General features: G+C 32.4%; 22 protein-coding genes. 5 read left to right on the forward strand and 17 right to left on the reverse strand.

Annotated features, from left to right (window positions below; translation table 11 throughout):
* Positions 1-321 precede the first annotated feature (321 nt).
* Positions 322-1,233: a COX15/CtaA family protein gene (locus ACJTHF_RS00330; RefSeq protein WP_058592396.1), complete on the forward strand. Its 912-nt coding sequence runs from the start codon at positions 322-324 to the stop codon at positions 1,231-1,233.
* A gap of 49 nt (positions 1,234-1,282) precedes the next feature.
* Here the strand turns inward: ACJTHF_RS00330 and ACJTHF_RS00335 are convergent, their stop codons facing one another.
* The 3 genes from ACJTHF_RS00335 to ACJTHF_RS00345 form a co-directional block, all read right to left on the reverse strand.
* Complete coding sequence (locus tag ACJTHF_RS00335) at positions 1,283-4,729, reverse strand: pyruvate carboxylase (protein ID WP_058592397.1); 3,447 nt, start codon at positions 4,727-4,729, stop codon at positions 1,283-1,285.
* Positions 4,730-4,865: 136 nt separating this feature from the next.
* Positions 4,866-6,065, reverse strand: coding sequence for an FtsW/RodA/SpoVE family cell cycle protein (locus ACJTHF_RS00340; RefSeq protein ID WP_048542264.1), 1,200 nt, complete (start codon positions 6,063-6,065; stop codon positions 4,866-4,868).
* Between the two features lie 66 nt (positions 6,066-6,131).
* The gene (locus ACJTHF_RS00345; RefSeq protein ID WP_025904660.1) at positions 6,132-6,407 is read right to left on the reverse strand and encodes a YlaN family protein; all 276 of its coding nucleotides are present in this window, start codon (positions 6,405-6,407) and stop codon (positions 6,132-6,134) included.
* A gap of 141 nt (positions 6,408-6,548) precedes the next feature.
* On the opposite strand from ACJTHF_RS00345, the gene ACJTHF_RS00350 reads away from it, so the two are divergent.
* Both ACJTHF_RS00350 and ACJTHF_RS00355 read left to right on the forward strand, forming a co-directional pair.
* The gene (locus ACJTHF_RS00350; protein ID WP_058592398.1) at positions 6,549-7,031 is read left to right on the forward strand and encodes a hypothetical protein; all 483 of its coding nucleotides are present in this window, start codon (positions 6,549-6,551) and stop codon (positions 7,029-7,031) included.
* 5 nt (positions 7,032-7,036) lie between these two features.
* Positions 7,037-7,183, forward strand: coding sequence for a DUF2197 domain-containing protein (locus ACJTHF_RS00355; protein ID WP_075578086.1), 147 nt, complete (start codon positions 7,037-7,039; stop codon positions 7,181-7,183).
* Between the two features lie 33 nt (positions 7,184-7,216).
* On the opposite strand, the gene ACJTHF_RS00360 is transcribed toward ACJTHF_RS00355, so the two are convergent.
* Together ACJTHF_RS00360 and typA are read right to left on the reverse strand one after the other, a co-directional pair.
* Positions 7,217-7,555 carry a YlaH-like family protein gene (locus tag ACJTHF_RS00360; RefSeq protein WP_037587446.1) on the reverse strand — a complete coding sequence of 113 codons (339 nt, stop codon included), beginning with the start codon at positions 7,553-7,555 and terminating at the stop codon, positions 7,217-7,219.
* A 5-nt stretch (positions 7,556-7,560) separates the two neighbouring features.
* A complete protein-coding gene (gene typA, locus ACJTHF_RS00365) occupies positions 7,561-9,408 on the reverse strand; it encodes a translational GTPase TypA (RefSeq protein ID WP_048542260.1) in 1,848 nt (615 codons plus the stop codon).
* 220 nt (positions 9,409-9,628) lie between these two features.
* Here typA and ACJTHF_RS00370 point away from each other — a divergent pair, with 220 nt between their 5' ends.
* The gene (locus tag ACJTHF_RS00370; protein WP_048542258.1) at positions 9,629-9,814 is read left to right on the forward strand and encodes a DUF5325 family protein; all 186 of its coding nucleotides are present in this window, start codon (positions 9,629-9,631) and stop codon (positions 9,812-9,814) included.
* 221 nt (positions 9,815-10,035) lie between these two features.
* Here ACJTHF_RS00370 and ACJTHF_RS00375 read toward each other — a convergent pair whose 3' ends face one another.
* Positions 10,036-10,857: an inositol monophosphatase family protein gene (locus ACJTHF_RS00375; RefSeq protein WP_107609346.1), complete on the reverse strand. Its 822-nt coding sequence runs from the start codon at positions 10,855-10,857 to the stop codon at positions 10,036-10,038.
* Positions 10,858-10,961: 104 nt separating this feature from the next.
* On the opposite strand from ACJTHF_RS00375, the gene ACJTHF_RS00380 reads away from it, so the two are divergent.
* Positions 10,962-11,573 (forward strand): YktB family protein, encoded by a 612-nt coding sequence (locus ACJTHF_RS00380; RefSeq protein ID WP_037587436.1) that lies wholly within the window; start codon positions 10,962-10,964, stop codon positions 11,571-11,573.
* Positions 11,574-11,629: 56 nt separating this feature from the next.
* Here ACJTHF_RS00380 and ACJTHF_RS00385 read toward each other — a convergent pair whose 3' ends face one another.
* From ACJTHF_RS00385 to ACJTHF_RS00435, 11 genes are all read right to left on the reverse strand, one after another.
* Positions 11,630-12,148: a DUF4064 domain-containing protein gene (locus ACJTHF_RS00385; protein WP_058592400.1), complete on the reverse strand. Its 519-nt coding sequence runs from the start codon at positions 12,146-12,148 to the stop codon at positions 11,630-11,632.
* Between the two features lie 47 nt (positions 12,149-12,195).
* Entirely contained in the window at positions 12,196-13,185 is a 990-nt protein-coding gene (locus ACJTHF_RS00390) for a DUF4064 domain-containing protein (RefSeq protein WP_058592401.1), read from the reverse strand.
* Positions 13,186-13,266: 81 nt separating this feature from the next.
* Positions 13,267-14,340, reverse strand: a complete 1,074-nt coding sequence (locus tag ACJTHF_RS00395; protein ID WP_048542251.1) for an ABC transporter substrate-binding protein — start codon at positions 14,338-14,340, stop codon at positions 13,267-13,269.
* A complete protein-coding gene (locus tag ACJTHF_RS00400) occupies positions 14,337-15,149 on the reverse strand; it encodes an ABC transporter permease (RefSeq protein WP_049319340.1) in 813 nt (270 codons plus the stop codon). The genes ACJTHF_RS00395 and ACJTHF_RS00400 overlap by 4 nt, the downstream gene beginning before the upstream one ends.
* 1 nt (position 15,150) lies before the next feature.
* A complete protein-coding gene (locus ACJTHF_RS00405) occupies positions 15,151-15,954 on the reverse strand; it encodes an ABC transporter permease (protein WP_088592420.1) in 804 nt (267 codons plus the stop codon).
* On the reverse strand, positions 15,947-17,044 hold the full coding sequence (locus ACJTHF_RS00410) for an ABC transporter ATP-binding protein (RefSeq protein WP_025905170.1): 1,098 nt from the start codon (positions 17,042-17,044) through the stop codon (positions 15,947-15,949). Before ACJTHF_RS00410 ends, ACJTHF_RS00405 begins: the two co-directional genes overlap by 8 nt.
* A 10-nt stretch (positions 17,045-17,054) precedes the next feature.
* Positions 17,055-17,597, reverse strand: a complete 543-nt coding sequence (locus tag ACJTHF_RS00415) for a helix-turn-helix domain-containing protein (RefSeq protein ID WP_048542242.1) — start codon at positions 17,595-17,597, stop codon at positions 17,055-17,057.
* Between the two features lie 114 nt (positions 17,598-17,711).
* Positions 17,712-17,984: a UPF0223 family protein gene (locus ACJTHF_RS00420; RefSeq protein ID WP_048542241.1), complete on the reverse strand. Its 273-nt coding sequence runs from the start codon at positions 17,982-17,984 to the stop codon at positions 17,712-17,714.
* A gap of 64 nt (positions 17,985-18,048) precedes the next feature.
* Positions 18,049-19,455, reverse strand: a complete 1,407-nt coding sequence (gene lpdA, locus ACJTHF_RS00425; RefSeq protein WP_048542237.1) for a dihydrolipoyl dehydrogenase — start codon at positions 19,453-19,455, stop codon at positions 18,049-18,051.
* Positions 19,456-19,457: 2 nt separating this feature from the next.
* On the reverse strand, positions 19,458-20,744 hold the full coding sequence (locus ACJTHF_RS00430) for a dihydrolipoamide acetyltransferase family protein (protein ID WP_058592402.1): 1,287 nt from the start codon (positions 20,742-20,744) through the stop codon (positions 19,458-19,460).
* 42 nt (positions 20,745-20,786) lie between these two features.
* The gene (locus ACJTHF_RS00435; RefSeq protein WP_058592403.1) at positions 20,787-21,764 is read right to left on the reverse strand and encodes an alpha-ketoacid dehydrogenase subunit beta; all 978 of its coding nucleotides are present in this window, start codon (positions 21,762-21,764) and stop codon (positions 20,787-20,789) included.

The raw sequence follows: 21,764 nt of genomic DNA on the forward strand, positions 1-21,764 counted from the left end.
CATTATCTTTCACATATAACTCAATGATATATGAAAATTGTCACATAATCTATACATTTTTGAAACAAAATTTTGACATTTTATTACTTATCGTTTGTTCGCATAAAAAGTCATTATTGTGTAACATTTACAATGCACATTCATTGTTATACTATAGATATTAGTGTTTAAATTAGAATCGTATTAAAGTAAGAATAATTGTTAATACGTTGTTCTCTTAAATTCTATCATATTTTGACATATAAATAAGGTTTATTTTAGAATAAAACTCATTTTATAGTACTATAAATATCAATTTTAATTTTACTTGAGGTGTTCGAATTGTTTAGTGATAAATTTTTAAAATGGCTATCAACTATAGCGACAATTGTGATGCTCTTTGTCCAATTAGGTGGCGCTTTAGTTACTAAGACTGGGTCTGCTGATGGTTGTGGAAACTCTTGGCCATTATGTCATGGCTCTGTTATACCTACAGATTGGCCAGTAGAAACGATTATAGAATTAGCCCATAGAGGCGTATCTGGATTAGCACTTATTCTTGTTTGCCTACTTACTTATATAAGTTGGGTCAAACTTGGACATATAAGAGAAGTTAAACCACTTTGTATTACAAGCATTGCATTTATCTTTGCTCAAGCTTTAATTGGTGCAGCAGCTGTAATTTGGCAACAAAATAGTTTTATTTTATCTCTACATTTCGGAATATCACTCATTAGCTTCGCATCAGTTTTATTATTAACATTAATTATTTATGAAGTTGATCAAAAATTCGAAGCTACAAGCTTAATAATAGATAAACACTTAAAGTTCCACACTTATGCTGTTACATTATTTATATATTTTGTGATTTATTCAGGCGCACTTGTAAGACATGCAGATGCAAGTTTAGCATGTTTAAGTTGGCCATTATGTAGAAACGGTGAAGTCGGATTACCTCAAAACTTTTATGAATGGGTTCAAATGTCTCATAGAACTTTAGCATTCATTATATTTATTTGGATATTATATATTTTCATTCATGCATTCAAAAATTATACACAATACCGTGTAATTAAATACGGTTGGACATTAGCTTTTATACTTGTTTGTTTACAAGTAACGACAGGTGCTTTATCAGTTATTACACGTGTTAACTTATTTATCGCACTCTTCCATGCATTATTTATAACAATGTTATTTGGATTGTTATGTTACTTCATCATGCTAATATCACGTTCTAAACATCGAAGTTAACATTCAAAAAGCCGCTGGAATCATTTGATGATTTCAGCGGCTTTTTTTATTATGCTTTATCGATTGTAATAATCAAATCTTGTGTTTGAATACTGTCACCAGCTGAAACGTAAATATTGCTTACCGTTCCATCAAATGGTGCTTGTATTGTTGTTTCCATTTTCATTGCTTCAGTAATGATAAGTGCATCACCTTGTTTCACTTCATCACCTTGTTTCACTTTCACTTCTGAAATTGTACCAGGCATTTGAGCACCAATATGAGATTCATTACTTAAGTCTGCTTTTTGTAATACTGCCTCGGATACTTTAACATGCTCATCTTTAACGTATACTTTTCTAGGCTGACCATTCAGCTCATAGTAAACCCAACGATGACCATCTTCGTATACATGACCGATAGAAAGTAATTTAACGATTAAGATCTTACCTTTATCAATTGTTATTTCAACCGTTTCATTCTTCTTCATACCGAATAAGAATGTAGGTGTATCTAACAATGATAAGTTTCCGAAACTTTCATATGTCTTAATATATTGTTCGTAAACTTTAGGATAAATGGCATAACTGATTAAGTCTTGTTCCGTTACTTCCTCTTGTTGTTTAGCTTGTAGTTCTTCACGCAATGCATCAAAATCAACAGGCTCTAATAATTCTCCTGGTCGTTTTTCAATTGGTTGTTGCCCTTTTAAGATGACTTTTTGTAATTCTTTATTAAAGCCATTTACTGGTTGGCCAATTTCGCCTTTAAAGAATGAGACAACTGATTCAGGGAAATCTAGTGAACGTCCACGTTTAATGACACTTTCTTCATCCAAATCGTTTTGAACCATGTATAATGCCATGTCCCCAACTACTTTAGAAGAAGGTGTAACTTTTACGATATCACCAAATAATAAGTTAACACGTTTATACATGTCTTTAACTTCATTAAATCTTTCACCTAATCCTAAACTTTTAGCTTGTTGGCCTAAGTTAGAATATTGTCCACCTGGCATTTCATGTTGGTAAATTTCAGTATGTGGAGAACGAATATCACTTTCAAAATCAGAATAATAGTTTCTAACTGTATCCCAATATTGAGATAACCTTTCAAGTCCATCAATATTTGTTCTAACATCTCTTTCATTACCACTTAATGCATAGTATAAAGAGTTAGCTGAAGGTTGTGATGTTGTACCACTCATACTTGCTACTGCAGTATCAATCACATCGACACCTGCTCTAATCGCACTTTGATAAACAAGTAATCCGTTACCACTCGTATCATGAGTATGTAAATGGATTGGAATATCAATTTGTGTCTTCAATTCACTAATTAATTCATAAGCAGCTTTAGGTTTTAATAAGCCGGCCATATCTTTAATGCCAAGAATATGTACACCTTCACGTTGTAATTCTTTAGCTAGATTAATGTAATACTCTAACGTATATACATTAGATCTTTCAGGATTTAAGATATCGCCTGTATAGCAAATTGCACCTTCAGAGATTTTACCTGATTTTTGTACCGCTTCATTTGCGACTTTCATTTGATCTAACCAGTTTAATGAATCGAATATTCTAAACACATCGATTCCAGCTTCAGCACTTTCTTTAACAAATTTTTCAATCACATTATCAGGATAGTTTTTATATCCAACTGCATTTGATGCTCTTAATAACATTTGGAATAACACATTTGGAATTTTTTTACGTAAGCGTGTTAAACGTTCCCATGGATTTTCTTTTAAGAAGTTATATGCCACATCAAATGTTGCACCACCCCACATTTCTAAAGAAAATGCGTCATTTAAATATTTAGCTGTTTCAGGTGCGATTTGTAACATGTCGTATGTTCTCATACGAGTAGCTAATAATGATTGATGTGCATCTCTAAACGTCGTATCCGTCAATAGTACTTCTTCTTGTTCTTTTAACCATTTACTTACGCCTTCAGGTCCATGTTGTTCTAGAATTTGTTTCGTACCTGATAATGATGCAATTTCTTCATTAGATACTTCTTCTAATTTGAACTTTTCAAAGTGTGGTTTTTCTCGTTTTTCAACACCAGGAAATCCATTTACCGAAATATTCCCGATATATTGTAACGTCTTTGTACCTCTATCTCTAGTCGGTGTAATATCAAAAAGCTCTGGGTTGTTCTCTAAAAATTTAGTTGTATATGTACCCTTTGCGAACTTCTCGTGATTTACCACATTATACAAGAATGGAATATTGGTTTTAATACCTCTTATTCTCATTTCTTTAAGCGAACGTAGCATTTTTTCAGTCGCTTGTCTTAATGACATAGCATGTGTTGAAACTTTCACTAATAATGAATCGTAATAAGGTGAAATTTCTGCACCTTCGAATCCATCACCAGCATCCAGTCTTACACCAAAGCCACCACTTGAACGGTAAGCAATAATTTTACCTGTATCTGGCATGAAGTCATTTAAAGGATCTTCAGTTGTGATACGACTTTGAATTGCAAAACCTAAAGTAGTAATATCTTCTTGTTGAGGCATTTCAATTTTGTTACCAAATAATGATTCACCTTCTGCAACTAGAATTTGTGTCTTAACAATATCGATACCTGTTACCATTTCAGTAATTGTATGTTCAACTTGTACACGTGGATTAACTTCAATAAAGTAGAATTCGTCACCAGATACTAAGAACTCAACCGTACCTGCATTGACATATCCAATTTTCTTCATTAAGTCTAATGCAACATTACAAATACGATGTCTTAATTCATCACCTAATGAAACAGATGGTGCAACTTCTACAACTTTTTGATGTCTACGTTGTACTGAGCAATCTCTTTCATATAAATGAACTAAGTTTCCATGCTCATCACCTATGATTTGAACTTCAATATGTTTTGGTTGATCTATGTATTTTTCGACATAAACTTCACTATTACCAAAAGATTTTCCCGCTTCTGATTTAGCTCTTTGATATGCATCTTCTAATTCACTCGCATTATTTACAATACGCATACCTTTACCACCACCACCAGAAATAGCTTTGATGATAACTGGGAAACCGTGTTCTTTTGTAAATGCTTCTACTTCCTCAAATGATTCAACCGCGCCATCAGTTCCTGGAATAACTGGAACATCTGCAGCTATAGCTGTCGCTCTTGCTTTTACCTTATCCCCAAACATGTCTAAATGTTTAAGTTCTGGTCCGATAAATTTAATGCCTTCTTCAGCACATCTCTTAGCGAATGTTTCATTTTCACTTAAAAAGCCATAGCCCGGATGAATCGCATCGACGCCTGCTTTTTTTGCAACTTTTATAATTGCTTCTATATTTAAATAACTTTCAGTTGGTCCAAGGTTTTCATCTACTAAATAAGACTCATCTGCTTTATATCTATGCAATGCGCCTAAGTCTTCATTAGAATAAATTGCTACCGTTTCAATATCTAACTCTGTAGCTGCTCTAAAAATTCTGATTGCAATTTCGCCTCGGTTGGCTACTAATAATTTGTTTATTTTGCTCATATTTGGAGGCTCCCCTCAATGTATTTGAATTTTCTAAAAACAATATATTAGTCCATTATATAAAAATTGCGGATTATATTCTACTATAATCCGCAGTTTTTATATAATTTATTAATTTGATTGATTAAATATGCATTTACCTCGTGCTTTGACGACTCTCAATTCTTATTTGTTTAGCCGTTAATAATAGTATACCTGTCGCGATACTTAAGCTTAACATAGAAGATCCTCCAAATGTCATAAACGGCAATGGAACACCTGTTAAAGGAATTGTTCCTGAAATACCAGCTAAATTGACAAAAGTTTGAATACCAATATAGCTTGAAATACCGACACACACTAATTTAAAGAAATATGAATCCGTAAGTGCTGCATATAAGAAACCTTTATATACAATGAAGCCAAGTAATCCTATTATAAATAACACGCCAACTAAGCCTAATTCTTCAGCAATAACTGCAAAGATAAAGTCTGTATGCGGCTCAGGTAAATAACCTAATTTCATAATACCATTACCTAACCCTTTACCAAAGAGTCCACCATTACCGATTGCTAATAATGAATTAGCTAAGTGATATCCAATACCGCTTTCGTAGTTGAAAGGATTTTCAAGTACATGAAATCGGTCTGCTTGGTGTTGTGACAGAATGCCACCTTTAAACACTATACTAAAGATAATCAGTAATACAACACCTGCAAATATTGGTCCAGACCATTTTATAATGGCTTTAATACCAATACCTGAATACGCAAATATACATAATACGATCATACATAGTATCAACGCTTGACCAGTATCATTTTGTAATAAGACTAATCCAATACAAGTACCGATTAAGAATAAAGGCATCATCAGTGCAAGTTTAAATTGTTTAAGTCGATTTCGCCTTTTATCAATAATGAAAGATAAGTATAAAATCATTGCAACTTTCAATATTTCAGATGCTTGTAAGTTCATAAATCCTAAGTTAATCCAACTTTTCGCACCATTAATCGTCGTACCAACAAGTAACGTTAACACGAGCAAACCAAATATTGTGAATATGACAATTTGTTGTACTCTTTTATTCTTTAAAATGTTGATGTGCATAAAATACGACATAAAAAATACAATAAAAAATCCAACTATACAATATAGTAGCTGCCTCACAAAAAAGTAAGTTCCCGATACTGGAATACCACCTGTTAAAGTACCTTTTGTAGCAGCAACCATACTTGCACTGTATACCATCACTAAGCCAATGAATGATAAAATGATATAAGTAATTAACAATGTAAAATCTATGTATTTTGAGTAATTCTTAATGTACTGGAAAAACCTCTTAATATATTCCATCGACTCATTCCAATTCTAAAAAAATAAGTCTAAAGAAAGATTTCTCCTCTCTAGACTTTGTATAATTTAAGCATTTGTGAAAGCATCATGCAATTTAGATAGTTCCTTTTCTAAACTTGCCATAAGTGTCTGACCCTTTTCTCTATCAACAAGTCCAATTTGTACTGCAAAATCTACTTCCTTTTGAAGACCAAACATTTGCGTATCTAAAACTTCCTCATATAAAGGACATTGTGGCATTGTTAAGTTGTCCATTTGTACCTTTATTAACTGAAGGATTTTTTCAGAATCGTTATATAATTGGTCATATGCCCTTTGACAAATTTCTGAATCGTAATGCATGACATACTCCCCCTTAATCTTTTTAAGTTTCTATACTTATAAAATTTTAGCCTACAAATCTGAAAATTGCAAGCGAAAACAGAAGGTTATTAATTACAAATATGTTAAAATTGAATTGTGAGATTGATAGGAGTGAAAAAATTGATACAAATTAAAGGAAATACGAAGTTTAATATTACGTTAGATGCAACAACATGGATTTTTGATGATCGCAAAGTAAAAATTGAAGATTTAGAGCAAGGTATCTTTAATGGCGAAAAGCCAATTGAATTTAAAAATAATGTTGCATGGAACCGTGCAATCCTTGAAGGTGCGACAAATCCTCCAACATTAAATAGTGAAACAACTTATAAAAGACGTTCATTTTTAAAAGATACTTATGTTATAAGTGCGATGCCTTTCATCAAAAATGCTGAACCAAATGAGAGCGCTACAAAAGTAGTCTTAAAAAATGATCAAGATTCAATTGATATTCCAATTGAACAATGGCCATATTTATTTTTCCAATTCTCTAAAGAAGGAAAAATGATATATAAAGATGGTAAAATCGACGCTTTTACTTATGATCAAGAAAATGGTTACCAAAATAAATTCAGTTATGTTTCTGACATAGAGGTTGTTTAACCATGATTATGAAAGTGAAATGCATTATTTGTGATTCTGTCGTTAATTTAGATTCTAAATCTAAAGAAGCAAAAAGATTAAGAAATCACCCAATACGTACGTTTATGTGCGATGATTGTAAAGCAAGACTTGATAAACCTAAATCAGAATAAAATAAAAAAGGCAGCTCTCATGAGCCGCCTTTTTTATTGTTGTTTACCGCTACTTCGTTCTTTATGAAGTCTGTAACGATATAGACCTAAAACAATTGCTGCAATTATTAAACTTTCTCCTACTGGCAAGAATACCGCTAGAAATGTTAATAATAAACAACCTAAAAACAGTAATATATAGATAATAATGTTTTGCCAAAACTTTAGTTTTCTTGCAAACCCTAAATTATAAACAATCGCACTTAATACAAAAATCGTTAATAATAAAAGCCACATACCAAGCTCTGGGTTCTCATCTACTCTAAATAACTTACCAAAAAATGAAAGCCTTTCTGTTGGATTGACACTTACATTTTTAGCAACTAAGAGCATCTATATCACTCCTCTTCTTGTTCAGCCATTTTTTGTCTCTTCTGAGCTCTTTCTCTTTCTGCTTTATCTAAAATTTTCTTTCTTAAACGAATTGATTCAGGTGTTACTTCAACTAATTCATCATCATTTAAGTATTCTAACGCTTCTTCAAGAGTTAAAATTCTAGGTTTTTTCATTGTTGTTGTTTGTTCTTTAGTAGCTGAACGGATGTTGTTAGCTGCTTTAACTTTTGTAATGTTAACTGTTAGATCGTTTTCACGAGTGTTTTCACCAACAATCATACCTTCATAAACTTCAGTACCTGGTTCCATGAAGTTTACACCTCTATCTTCTAAGTTCAAGATAGCATAAGTACTTGCTACACCTTTATCGATTGATACAAGAACACCATTTCTTCTTCCACCAATACGTCCTTTAATTCTTGGACGGTAAGAATCGAATGTATGATTAATGATACCATAACCGCGAGTCATTGACATGAATTCAGTAGTGTAACCAATTAATCCACGAGCTGGAACGATAAAGATTAATTTAGTTTGTCCATTTTCGTTAGATTGCATATCAACCATTTCACCTTTACGTGATCCTAAAGATTCAATAATTGCACCTGTATATTCATCAGGAACATCAATTTGAACACGTTCATAAGGCTCTGATTTAACGCCATCTATTTCTTTGATAATAACTTGAGGTTTAGAAACTTGTAATTCATAACCTTCACGTCTCATATTTTCAATTAGGATAGATAAATGTAACTCCCCACGTCCTGCTACAACCCATGCATCAGGTGAATCGGTAGGTGTTACACGTAAAGATACATCCGTTTCTAATTGTGTTTCTAATCTTTCTTCAATCTTACGAGCTGTTACGTAAGTACCTTCTTTACCAGCGAATGGAGAATTATTAACTGAGAATGTCATTTCTAATGTTGGCTCATCAATTCTTAAAATTGGCAAAGCTTCAACATGATCTTGAGGTGTAATTGTTTCACCTACGTTAATATCTTCCATACCACTAATAGCGATTAGGTCACCAGCGTATGCTTCATCAATTTCTATACGATTTAAACCAAAGAAACCAAAGATTTTTGTAACTCTAAAGTTTTTAACAGTACCATCAATCTTAACTAATGATACTTGTTGTCCAACTTTAATTGTCCCTCTGAATACACGCCCTACACCAATACGTCCAACATAATCATTATAATCTAATAATGCAACTTGGAACTGTAAGGGCTCATCTCTATTATCAATAGGTGCTGGTACATATTCTAAAATTGTTTCATATAGACATTGCATGTTTTCGTCTTGTTTATCAGATTCTAAACTAGCAGTACCACTTAATGCAGATGCATATACAACTGGGAATTCAAGTTGCTCATCATTTGCATCTAATTCAATAAATAAATCTAATACTTCATCTACAACTTGTTCTGGTCTTGCAGAAGGTTTATCTATTTTATTAACAACTACTACTGGTTTTAAATTTTGTTCTAATGCTTTTTTAAGTACGAAACGTGTTTGTGGCATCGTTCCTTCATAAGCATCTACTACTAATACAACACCATCAACCATTTTCATAATACGCTCAACTTCTCCTCCGAAGTCAGCATGTCCAGGTGTATCTAGTATATTGATACGGTGATCTTTATAGTCAATTGCCGTATTTTTAGCTAATATCGTAATACCGCGTTCTTTTTCAAGGTCGTTTGAATCCATCGCACGTTCTGCTATATGTTCATTTTCACGAAAAATACCAGATTGCTTTAATAATTCATCTACTAAAGTTGTTTTTCCGTGGTCAACGTGGGCAATAATCGCAATGTTACGTACATTTTCTCTTAAATTAGTCATGCAAAAAATTTTCCTCTCCGATTTAAATTAATCGACATTTATTCGACTTAAATTTATAACTTGATAATTATAACATAAATCGTTTGAAAAATAACTATTATTGAACAGATTTACTCAAATTTCCATATTTTTTATTTGATAGCGTTTTAATCAACAGGTTGATTTTTCTTTAAATGTGAAGCATAATAAAATAATGAAAACGGTTAAAGGATGGATATAAATGAAGAAATCTAAAGCAATATTCGTACTACTTGCTTTAATTGTAACATGTCTCCTTTTAGTGTTTAGCTTTGCATTAGCAGAAGGTTCTATGTTGTTTATGTTATTAGCAGTATTGTTAATCGTTGCAACTATGGGATTTGGTTTTACACTTAAAAAGAAATACCGAGAAAACGGTTGGCTATAAACATCATACGACATCAATTAAAAAGCATATCACTTAACGAAACGTTATCGTGATATGCTTTTTTGTATTAAGGTTAGGTGTATAAAGTTGATGATATTAATTAGGATCTAACTTTCATTATTTCGAATTGTGGTAATTAGATAGACCACTCTTACGGACATTTCTCTGAATTATGCCTTTATAAAAAAGGGCTTAAACAATAATTGTTTATGCCTTGCACTCTACTTTCCTTTAAATCTTTCTGTATGAATTTGTTCTAACATTGTCTTGTATGGTAAGAAGTATTTATTCAATAATTCTTGGTGAATTTTTTTATTGCCTATTAGTATTGAATTCGCTTCTAATATATTTAAGTGTTCTCCTAATTGGTTTGTTACAACTGCGCCTACTTCTTCAGCAATTATTAAGCCTCCTGCAAAGTCCCATGGATGTAATCGCATTGTTAAATATGCACTTGTATTGCCTTTTGCAACGTTAGCAAAGTCTAATGCTGCTGATCCGTATGCTCTTGTACTCCTTGCTTGATCAACAATTGGCATGTAGATTTTAGCTAATTTTTCTTTTGTTAACCATAATGGATTTGTTGAAATTAAGCTGGTCTTCAAATCAGTGTCTTCTAAAGGTTTAAGTTGTTCATTATTTAACCATGCACCTTTACCAGCTATGGCGTGATACATTTTATCGTTCATCACATCATATACAAATCCTGCATATTTTTCACCATCAATAAAAATACCGATTGAAATGGCGAAATTTTCTTGTTGATGTACAAAGTTTAGCGTGCCATCTATTGGGTCAACAATCCATAGGACGCCCTCTGTATTATCAATATCCGTGCCGTGACCTTCTTCTCCTAAAATGCGATGTTCTGGATATGTAGATTTAATTTGATTAAATAATCTTTCTTCTGTTTCTTTATCTATATTTGTCACTAAATCATTAGGGTTTGACTTTGTTTCAATTTGAATATCGTCATCTATTGAATCACGAATAATTTGACCCGCTTCTTGTATTATTTGATAAGCAAATTTGTATATTTCCATGACAAAACCTCCTATGTTATTTTTATATTAGCATTGTTCTTTATATATTCAAAAAAATTTATGATAAACTATTGTTAAGTACCACAGTTATAAGGAGGACAACTATGACTAAGTATACGTTTAAACAAAAAGATTTTAAAGTTTTTAGTGTTGAAGGTTTAGAAAATAGGATGCAAGCACTAGATGAACAAGTAAGACCACAATTACATGCTTTAGGTGAAAGATATACAAAATATTTAACTGAACAAACTGGAGATACATTCCATTACCATGTTGCAAAACATGCAAGAAGAACCGTTAATCCCCCTAAAGATACATGGGTTGCCTTTGCGACTAATCAACGTGGATATAAAATGTTACCACATTTTCAAATTGGCTTATTTGAATCACAATTATTTATAATGTTTGGTGTCATGCATGAAAATAAAAACAAAGGTCAAATGGCTGACTTTTTAAATAAAAACTTTAACTTATTAGAAGACTTACCAAGTGATTATTCATTATGTTTCGATCATTATAATATTGATAAGTCTCCTATTGATTCATTATCTACAGAAGATTTGAAACATCATATTAAAAGACTTAAAGATATTAAAAAAGCTGAGTTCTTTGTAGCACGTACTTTAGATCCTAAGTCTGATGTGTTAAAAACAGATAAATCATTTACTGCATTTTTAGATGAAACATTTGATGAATTAATCAAATTTTATAGTTAATATTTAAAGTAACAGCCCTTCAGTATTGAACTGAAGGGCTGTTACTTATATATTGATTAATAAATATATGGATCGTCATCTTTTTTCTTTTTATCTTCTGAATTAAACTGATTTTGTTGATGATTGTTATCGTCTAAATGATTATGATCATTTTGGAAATTCACATCTTCAAATTGATGATTTTTTTCTTTTCTCACTAATAACATAATACCCGCAATAATTAATACAAGGAATGAAATGATGTTAAAGATAAGTATTGAAACAATACCACCAAGTATAGCTGATATACCAGATAAAATTCTCTGTTTTTTAACAAATACTAATGCCACTATCGCTAATACAATACTAATGATTAGAACGGTAAGTGCATAATTTGTAAAGCTACTCATAACAGATGACAATTGATCCGAAGATATTTCATTTTGTAACTCTGGATTATTTTGTATTTGTTGCTCAAATTCCATCTTAAATTGAGCAGTGTTTGAAACAGATTTCGTTATAAATGCCAATACAATTCCAATTAATGAAAATACTGCACCTATAACAAGTAATATATATTCTGTTGTTCTTTTCATTTTAACCCTCCTAAAATTTGTCAATTATTATTATCTCAATCTAAATTTTATTTATCAAGTTTATTATCGTTTTTTTCTATATTTTGTTCGTCTTTATTTTTTTCTTCAAAATATTTTTTCTGTTGTTGCATTCTTTTTTCGTAATTATTTCTTCTTTCAATCGTTGCATTAGGTTTTACTTTTTTAGGTTTCTTTTCTTTTTTCAGTTTATCAGGTTGAACTTGATACTCATCTGATTGTGTTGTTTCATAATTGTATGGATCTTCATGTCTTTGACCAATATCCTCTTGCAGATTAATATCTGACTGATTTGCATCATCTAAGTCTTCAACCTTTGTTTCTTCTTGTTGATTTCGTTGTTTTTTATTTTGATGCTTTTTACTACGAGAAAGCACTTCCTCACTATGAGTAGTTTCAGTTTGTTCTACTGAATCAACTTGTGCTGAACGTTCTTTCTCATGTGATGACTCTTCTACATGTTCTTCTCGATATTGCTTTTTAGGTTCAACTCGTTGACGTTCTCTTGGCTGTGGTTGAATATTTTCTCGTTGATTTTCATAATAAGGTTGTTGTGGTGCCATACCTTGAACTGGTAATATTTTATCTTTTCTTACGAATAATAAAATACATACAATAAAGAAAAATAATGGTACAAGCACAATAAATAATGGAATTGTAATAATTGCTAATAGTAAAAATACAAAAGCCGAAAATATTCTCCATCTCATTAAAACTAAACCAATAAATGAAAATATTAAAACAATAATCAAGTAAATTATAAATAACCAAATACCATTTTGAATATTGAACGCTACTTCACTAGCAGACATTAATTGTCCATTAGTCGTAATATTAATATTTAGTCTATTAATTAAAGTTTCTAGCCTATTTATATTTTCTGGATTATTTAATACGACAAGTGCAGCAAATAAAGATAAGGCTGTTATGCCCAATAATATAATCCAAGCAAACCAGCCGAGAAATTTTTCTACACCTCTACCAACTGGTTGTCTCACATGTTCTACATATGAATTCATCATGTTTACCTCCTAATAATGAATTGGTTTTAATTATAACAAAAAAAGGGCTTTGTTTCTCACAAAGACCCTTTATATTGACTAATTAAGCGACATTTTAAATTTTAAAAAGGCTTCATTATACGCTCCAATATTTTCTTTTCCTAAATCTTCATAAACTTCAAGTTTATTTCTTACTGAAGAATCAGGGTAGAAACGCTCGTCTTCTCTAACACTCTTATCTAAAAGATTATAAGAAGCTTTATTTGGTGTTGCATATCCAACCCATTCTGCATTTTGTTTTCCATTCTTCTCTTCTAATAAGAAATTAATAAATTTATGTGCGCCATCAACATTTTGAGCTGTCTTAGGTATAACGATATTATCAAACCATAAGTTTGAACCTTCTTTAGGTACGACAAAATCCAATTTATCATTTTCAGTCATAATATCAGCTGCCATACCACTCCAAACAACGGCTACATCTGATTCGTTCTGAACCATCATTGTATTAATTTCATCACCTACAACACCTCGAACATTAGGTGATAACTTAATTAATTTATCTTGTGCTTTTTTCAGTTTTTGCTTATTCGTTTCATTTAAACTTTCATTCATGCTATTTAATGCAAATCCAATACCTTCTCTTGAACCATCAACGATTAATACATCATCTTTGAGACGTTTATCCCATAGACTATTCCATGTATTAAAATTGATACCTTTTGTTGTTTCAGGATTATACAAAATACCCACTGTTCCCCAAAAATAAGGTACGGAGTATTTATTACCTGGATCAAATGGTAAATTCATAAAATCTTTATCAATATTTTTTAAATTCGGTACTTTTTTATGATCAATCGGTATTAATAACTTTTCTTTTTTCATTTTTTCAACAGTATACTCACTCGGCACAGCAACATCATATGCTGTACCACCGTTTTTAATTTTAGCCATCATCGCTTCATTGGAATCAAACGTTTCGTATACGACTTTAATACCTGTTTGTTTTTCAAATTTTTTCGTCAAATCTGGGTCAATATATTCTCCCCAGTTATATACATAAATGACATTCTTTTTTCCTTTAGAAGGAGGCGGATCAATTAATTTAGTAGATAACATTAACAATGCCCCTACAACAATTGAAATGCCGACTAACTGCATTAATTGTTTCATCTTATAATGCCCCCTCTTTTTTCAAGTCTTTTTTGTTGGCCTCTTTTTAAGAAATAATATCCTAAAATCAGTATCATGACTAAAGCAAATAGCAATGTAGAAATCGCATTGATTTCCATCGTAATACCTTTTCTAGCCATAGAATATACTTCAACAGATAATACGCTAAAGCCACTACCTGTCACAAAGAAGCTCACTGTAAAGTCATCTAACGAGTACGTAAGTGCCATAAAGAATCCACCAATTGCACCCGGTAGAATATGAGGTATCACAACTTTAATAAGTGTTTGCCATGAAGTTGCACCTAAATCTTTAGCTGCATCGATCATTGATGTATTCATATCATAAAGTTTAGGAAGCACTAGAAGCACTACTATTGGTACACAAAATGCTATATGAGAAATTAATACTGACCAGAAACCGAGTCCCATACCTGTATAATGACCAATAACTGTAAATAACAGTAAAAATGACGAACCAATAACAACATCAGAACTTACCATTAAGATATTATTCAACGTTAGTAATCCCACTTTTAATTTTTTATTTCTTAAGTAGTAGATACCTATTGCACCACATATGCCGATTAAAGTAGAGATACTTGCTGCCAACAATGCGATCGCAATGGTGTTCACGATAATCACTAACAAGCGCTTATTTTGAAACACCGATGTATAATGATCAAATGTAAATCCTTTAAAATGCGTCATATTACCCGCACCATTAAATGAATAAAATATCAAGAAAAAGATAGGCAAGTATAGAAATATAAGTATAAGTGTAAAATAAAGTTTTCCTGTTAATTTCATACTATACCTCCTTATTCTCTGATTTAGATTTCGTAATAATGAGTATCAGAGCCATAGCTAATATTAAGAACACTGCTATCGTAGAACCCATACCATAATTTTGTGTAACTAAAAACTGTTCTTGTATAGCTGTACCTAAGTTAACAACTTTATTACCTGCGATTAAACGCGTAATCATAAATAAAGATAATGCCGGTATAAATGTAATTTGGATACCCGTTTTCACGCCTTCTAATGTTAAAGGCACGATGACATTTTTAAATGTTGTAAAACTATTTGCACCTAAGTCTCTTGAAGCTTGTAATAAATTCTCTGGTATTTCATCCATTGAATTAAAGATTGGTAACAGCATAAAAGGAATATAAATATAAACCGAAACGATGATAAATGCTGTACTTGTAAATAATAATTCTGTTGATGGTACGTGAAATATGCTTAAAATTTTATTTAATAAACCATCATGACTGAGGATACCAATAAAGGCATACGTCTTAAGTAACAAGTTAATCCATGTAGGTAAGATAACGAGTAATAATAATATATCTTTATGTTTAGCATTTCTAAGTGTTAACGCTAATGGATAACTGATTAGCAAACAAAAGAAAGTAATAATTAATGCATACCATGCTGAACTTAAAGTCATTTCTAAATAACTACTTGTAAAAAAGTTCTGGTAATTCTCGAATGAAAAGTGCCCATGAATATCAAGTAATGATGCATAAAAAATCATAGCAATTGGAACGATAATAAATAATACTATCCATATCATGTAAGGTACGAGTAATAATGATTTTATTTTATGCATGTTCCTCATCCTCATAGCTTTCAATTCGACGATCAAATTCTTCTTCTGTTTCACCTGGCAACATAATATGAATCGCTTCTGAATCAAAATCAAGTCCTACTGTTTCACCGATTGTTGCTTTTTTCGTCGTTTGGATTATCCATTCATTACCTTGTGCATCATAACAACAGATTTCATAATGAACACCTCTAAATAATTGAGAATCTACAACTGCAGAGATACGACCTTCATTCTCCGATTTAATCGTGATATCTTCTGGACGAATCACTACGTCAACTTTAGCATCTTTCTCAAATCCAGCATCTACACATTCATAAGGAATTCCGTACATTTCAACAACATAATCACGTTTCATGACACCTGTAACAATATTAGATTCTCCAATGAAATCTGCTACGAATTTATTGACCGGTTCGTCATATATGTCTACAGGTGTACCACTTTGTTGAATTTTTCCGTCTTTCATAACAAATATGTAATCACTCATTGCTAATGCTTCTTCTTGGTCATGTGTGACAAATATAAACGTAATACCTAATCGTTGTTGCAATTCACGTAATTCATATTGCATTTCTGTTCTTAACTTTAAGTCTAGAGCTGATAATGGCTCATCAAGCAAGATAATTTCAGGTTCATTCGCAATTGCTCTAGCAATTGCGACACGTTGCTTTTGACCGCCACTCATTTCAGTGATTTTACGTTGTTCATATCCTTCAAGCTTCACTAATTTTAATGCTTCTTTTACTTTAGTTTGAATATCTTTTTTATTTAACTTTTTTATTTTTAGTCCAAATGCTACATTGTCGTATACATTTAAATGAGGAAATAACGCGTAATCTTGGAACACTGTATTAACTTTCCTATTATTTGCTGGCACTTTGTTTATAATTTTATTATTAAACAAAATATTACCTTTTGTTGGTGTTTCAAATCCTGCTATCAATTTTAAAATTGTCGTTTTACCACATCCTGATGGACCTAATAATGTATAAAATTTACCTTCTTCAATTTCAAAACTGACATCATCTAATACTTGCGTGTTGTTAAAGTTCTTTGAAATGCCTTCGAACTTTATGATTGGTTGTTTCATACCTTACCTCCTATAAATACGATTCTGTAGCTACGATTAATACTTCAGCATCTTTGTTAGATTGATTTAAAAACTGATGCGTTTCATGCGCTTTAAAATAAAAACATTCTCCACTTTTAGCAGTATATGTTTGATTCCCTATATTTAAAGTTATGAATCCTTTTTTTACATATGCAAATGTTTCAGAATTTGATGGGCTAAATGCTTTATATTTAGATCCACTTTTTAAAGTGATAATAACAGGTTCCATTTCAAATTCATTTGAATCTGGAACGAGCCATTTGATTTTGTAACCTAAATCATATTCATCATATATCGTGTGTTCTTGTTCAGGATAATGTATACGGGCTTGATACAATTTCTCATTAAAAAACTCACTAGGCTCAACCCCTAATACATCTAAAATATTCAAAAATGTTTCCATAGATGGTGAAGATAAATTTCTTTCTAATTGCGAAATATACCCTTTAGATAAATCTGTACGCTCTCCAAGTTCTTCTTGTGTTAGGTTCTTTTGATACCTTAAATTTTTAAGTTTTTCTCCTATATTCATAAATCCCCCAAGAAAGTGTAAAGTTTACTTTTACTAAACATTAAGTTTAGTACCTTTAATAAAATAACAGAAATCATTTTATAGTTCAACACTTTTTTGGGGGATTTTATAATATTATTTAACTGAAATCGTTGTCGCTTCTTTATTCTCTTTTAAAGCTTTAACAACTTTATAGCCATCATAGCCACTCTCATCTTTGAAAGCTTTATAAAAATTATTCTCATCAGATTTACCAGGAATAATTTTCTTAAAGTTTTTATAAGCTTTATCTAATTCTTCTACATTTGCTTCACTTTCATATGCATCTTCTATAAGATTATAAAATGCCATCACTTCAAGAATTTCTTCTTGCGACCAATCCACATCTATTGGATAACTATACTCCATATTTTCTACTCCTTTACAAAAAAAGGCTGGGACATAAATATGTCTCAGCCTTATATTTTTATGATTACATTGTATGGATAGGTGTTCCTAATGCTACTTCTGCAGCTTCCATAGAAATTTCACCTAATGTTGGGTGAGCATGAATTGTTAATGATACGTCTTCAGCAGTCATACCTGTTTCAATTGCTAAACCTAATTCAGCAATGATATCTGAAGCGCCTGTACCAGCAACTTGTGCACCAATTAGAAGACCATTTTCTTTTAAAGCGATAAGTTTAACGAAACCAGCAGTTTCATTTAATGCTAATGCACGACCATTTGCAGCAAATGGGAACTTAGCAGCTTTAATTTCTAAACCTTCTTCTTTAGCGCTAGCTTCAGTGTAACCTACTGTTGCTAATTCTGGTTCAGTGAAACATACTGCTGGAATACCTAAGTAATCTACAGCTGATTTTTCACCAGAAATTGCTTCAGCAGCTACTTTAGCTTCGTAACTTGCTTTATGAGCAAGTGGAGGTCCAGCAACAATATCACCGATTGCATAGATATTGCTGATTGAACTACGGCTTTGTTCGTCAACTTCAACTAAACCACGATCTGACATTTTTAGACCTAATTCTTCAAGACCTAATTCATCAGTATTTGGTCGACGTCCTACTGTAACTAATACATAGTCTGCATCGATTTCTTTTGTTTCTCCGCCAGCTTCATAAGTAACTTTAACGCCGTTGTCAGTTTCTTCAGCTGATTTAGCCATCGCTTCTGTAACGATTTCTACACCTTTAGCTTTAAGACCTTTTTTAACGATTTGAGTCATTTGCTTTTCAAATCCACCTAAAATGTCTTTAGCACCTTCAAGAATTGTTACTTCAGAACCAAAGTTAGCATATGCAGTACCTAGCTCAGAACCAATGTATCCGCCACCTACTACTACTAATTTTTTAGGAACTTCTTGAAGTGCTAATGCACCTGTAGAATCAATGACACGTTTACCAAATTTGAAATTAGGAATTTCAATTGGTCGTGAACCAGTTGCGATAATTGCATTTTTGAAAGTATAAGTTTGAGATGCTTTTTCAGTCATAACTTTTAAGTTATTTTCATCTACAAAGTATGCTTCTCCCTTAACAACATCGATTTTGTTACCTTTCATTAGTCCAGCTACGCCGCCAGTTAATTTTTTAACTACGCCATTTTTGAACTCTTGAACTTTTTCGAAGTTTAATGCTACTTTCTCAGCTACAACACCCATATCTTCTGAATGTTGAGCATTGTGGAAACGGTGTGATGCTGATAATAAAGCTTTAGATGGGATACAACCAACGTTTAAACATACACCACCTAATTCGCCTTTTTCAACGATTGTTACTTTTTGTCCTAATTGTGCTGCACGAATTGCTGCAACATATCCACCAGGACCTGCTCCAATTACAATAGTATCTGTTTCAATAGGAAAATCTCCAACTACCATTTTTACCCCTCCATTAATAATAATTCTGGATTATTTAATAATCTCTTAATATGGTTCATTGCGTTTTGTCCAGTAGCACCATCAATTTGTCTATGGTCGAAACTTAATGATAGTGATAATACAGGTGCAGCAATAATTTCTCCATCTTTAACGATAGGTTTTTGAGCAATACGACCGATACCTAAAATAGCAACTTCAGGATGGTTGATTACTGGTGTAAACCATTGTCCACCTGCTGAACCGATATTACTTATCGTACATGTTGCGCCTTTCATTTCGTTAGCTTGTAGTTTACCATCACGTGCTTTAACAGCTAATTCGTTAATTTCATCAGAAATTTCGAACATTGATTTGTGATCAGCATTTTTGACTACTGGTACTAATAAACCACGATCAGTATCCGCAGCTATACCTATATTATAGTAATGTTTATGAACAATTTCACCATTTTCTTCATCAAATTCAGTATTTAATGCTGGGTATTTCTTAAGTGCAGATACTAATGCTTTAACAACATATGGTAAGAATGTTAATTTAGTACCTTGCTCAGCAGCAACTTCTTTGAATTTTTTACGGTGATCCCATAATTCTTGAACATCAATTTCATCCATTAATGTTACGTGAGGTGCAGTATGCTTAGAGTTAACCATTGCTTTAGCAATTGCCTTACGCATAGCTGGTATTTTCTCACGAGTTTCAGGGAATTCTCCTTCTGGTACTTGTGGAGATTGTACTGCTTGTGTATCTTCAGATGTAGTTTGAGCTTCTTCTTTTGCTGGTTGCTCTGAAGTAGTCCCACCATTTAAGTATGCTTCAACGTCTTCTTTTAAGATACGGCCATTTTTACCTGAACCTGAAACAGCTTTAATATTTACATCGTTATCACGAGCAAATTTACGAACTGAAGGCATAGCAATTACACGTTTAGACTCATCAACATTTTCTGATTGAGTTTCAGTAGTTGCTTCTTCTTTAGCTTCTTCAGCTGGTGCTTCTTCTTTAGTTTCTTCTTCATCGTCGTCATGACCTTTGAATTGTAAGCCTTCTGCGTCTGGTGCATCAATTTTAACAATTGTATCACCAACAACAGATACTGTACCTTCTTCAACCATAACTTCTTCAATTTTACCTGCAACAGGTGATGGAATTTCAACGACAGATTTATCATTTTGTACTTCACATAATACATCGTCTTCTTGAATTTCGTCTCCTGCTTTAACAAACCATTTTACAATTTCACCTTCGTGGATACCTTCACCGATATCTGGTAATTTAAATTCGAATGACACGATTTTTTCCTCCTAAATATTAAATCCGTATTTTAATGCGCATTAAAACTCTAATGTTTCTTTAGCTTGCGCTACGATATCTTTTTTGTTTGGTAACCAAACACCTTCTGCTTGTGTGAATGGATAAATAGTGTCAGCAGCTGCTACACGTGCAATAGGAGCTTCTAATGAAAGAACAGCTCTTTCAGAGATTTCAGCTACAACACTTGCGCCAACGCCTGCTTGTTTTTGAGCTTCTTGAACTACGATTACACGGTTTGTTTTTTCTACTGATTTAACAATTGCTTCAACATCTAATGGTTGAACAGTGATTAAGTCAATAACTTCAACTGAATAACCATCTTTTTCTAAATCTTCAGCAGCTTTTAATGATTCTTGAACCATTGCACCATAAGTAATGATTGTTAAATCTGTACCTTCACGTTTAACTTTAGCTTTACCGATTTCTACTTCGTACTCTTCTTCAGGTACCTCTTCACGGAATGAACGGTATAACTTCATGTGTTCTAAATAAACAACTGGGTCATTACTGCGGATTGCAGAAATTAATAGTCCTTTAGCATCATATGGGTTTGAAGGAATAACAACTTTCAAACCAGGAGATTGTGCTACTAAACCTTCTAAGTTGTCCGCGTGTAATTCTGGTGTATGAACACCACCACCAAATGGCGCACGGATTGTGATTGGAGCCACTTTTGAGTTACCTGAACGGAAACGGTGACGAGCTATTTGACCAGCAATTGAGTCCATAACTTCAAATACGAAACCAAAGAATTGGATTTCCATGACAGGACGGTAACCTTCAAGCGTTAAACCTAAAGCTAGACCACCAATACCTGATTCAGCTAGAGGTGTATCAAATACACGATCTTCACCGAATTCTTTTTGTAAACCTTCTGTAGCACGGAATACACCGCCGTTTACACCAACGTCTTCACCGAATAATAGAACATCTTCGTCTCTTTTTAATTCGTTTTGAAGCGCATTGTTAATCGCTTGAATCATTGTCATTTGTGCCAT

Origin of the sequence: Mammaliicoccus sp. RAM2, from assembly GCF_045897195.1 — a bacterium.
Lineage (GTDB): Bacteria > Bacillota > Bacilli > Staphylococcales > Staphylococcaceae > Mammaliicoccus > Mammaliicoccus sciuri.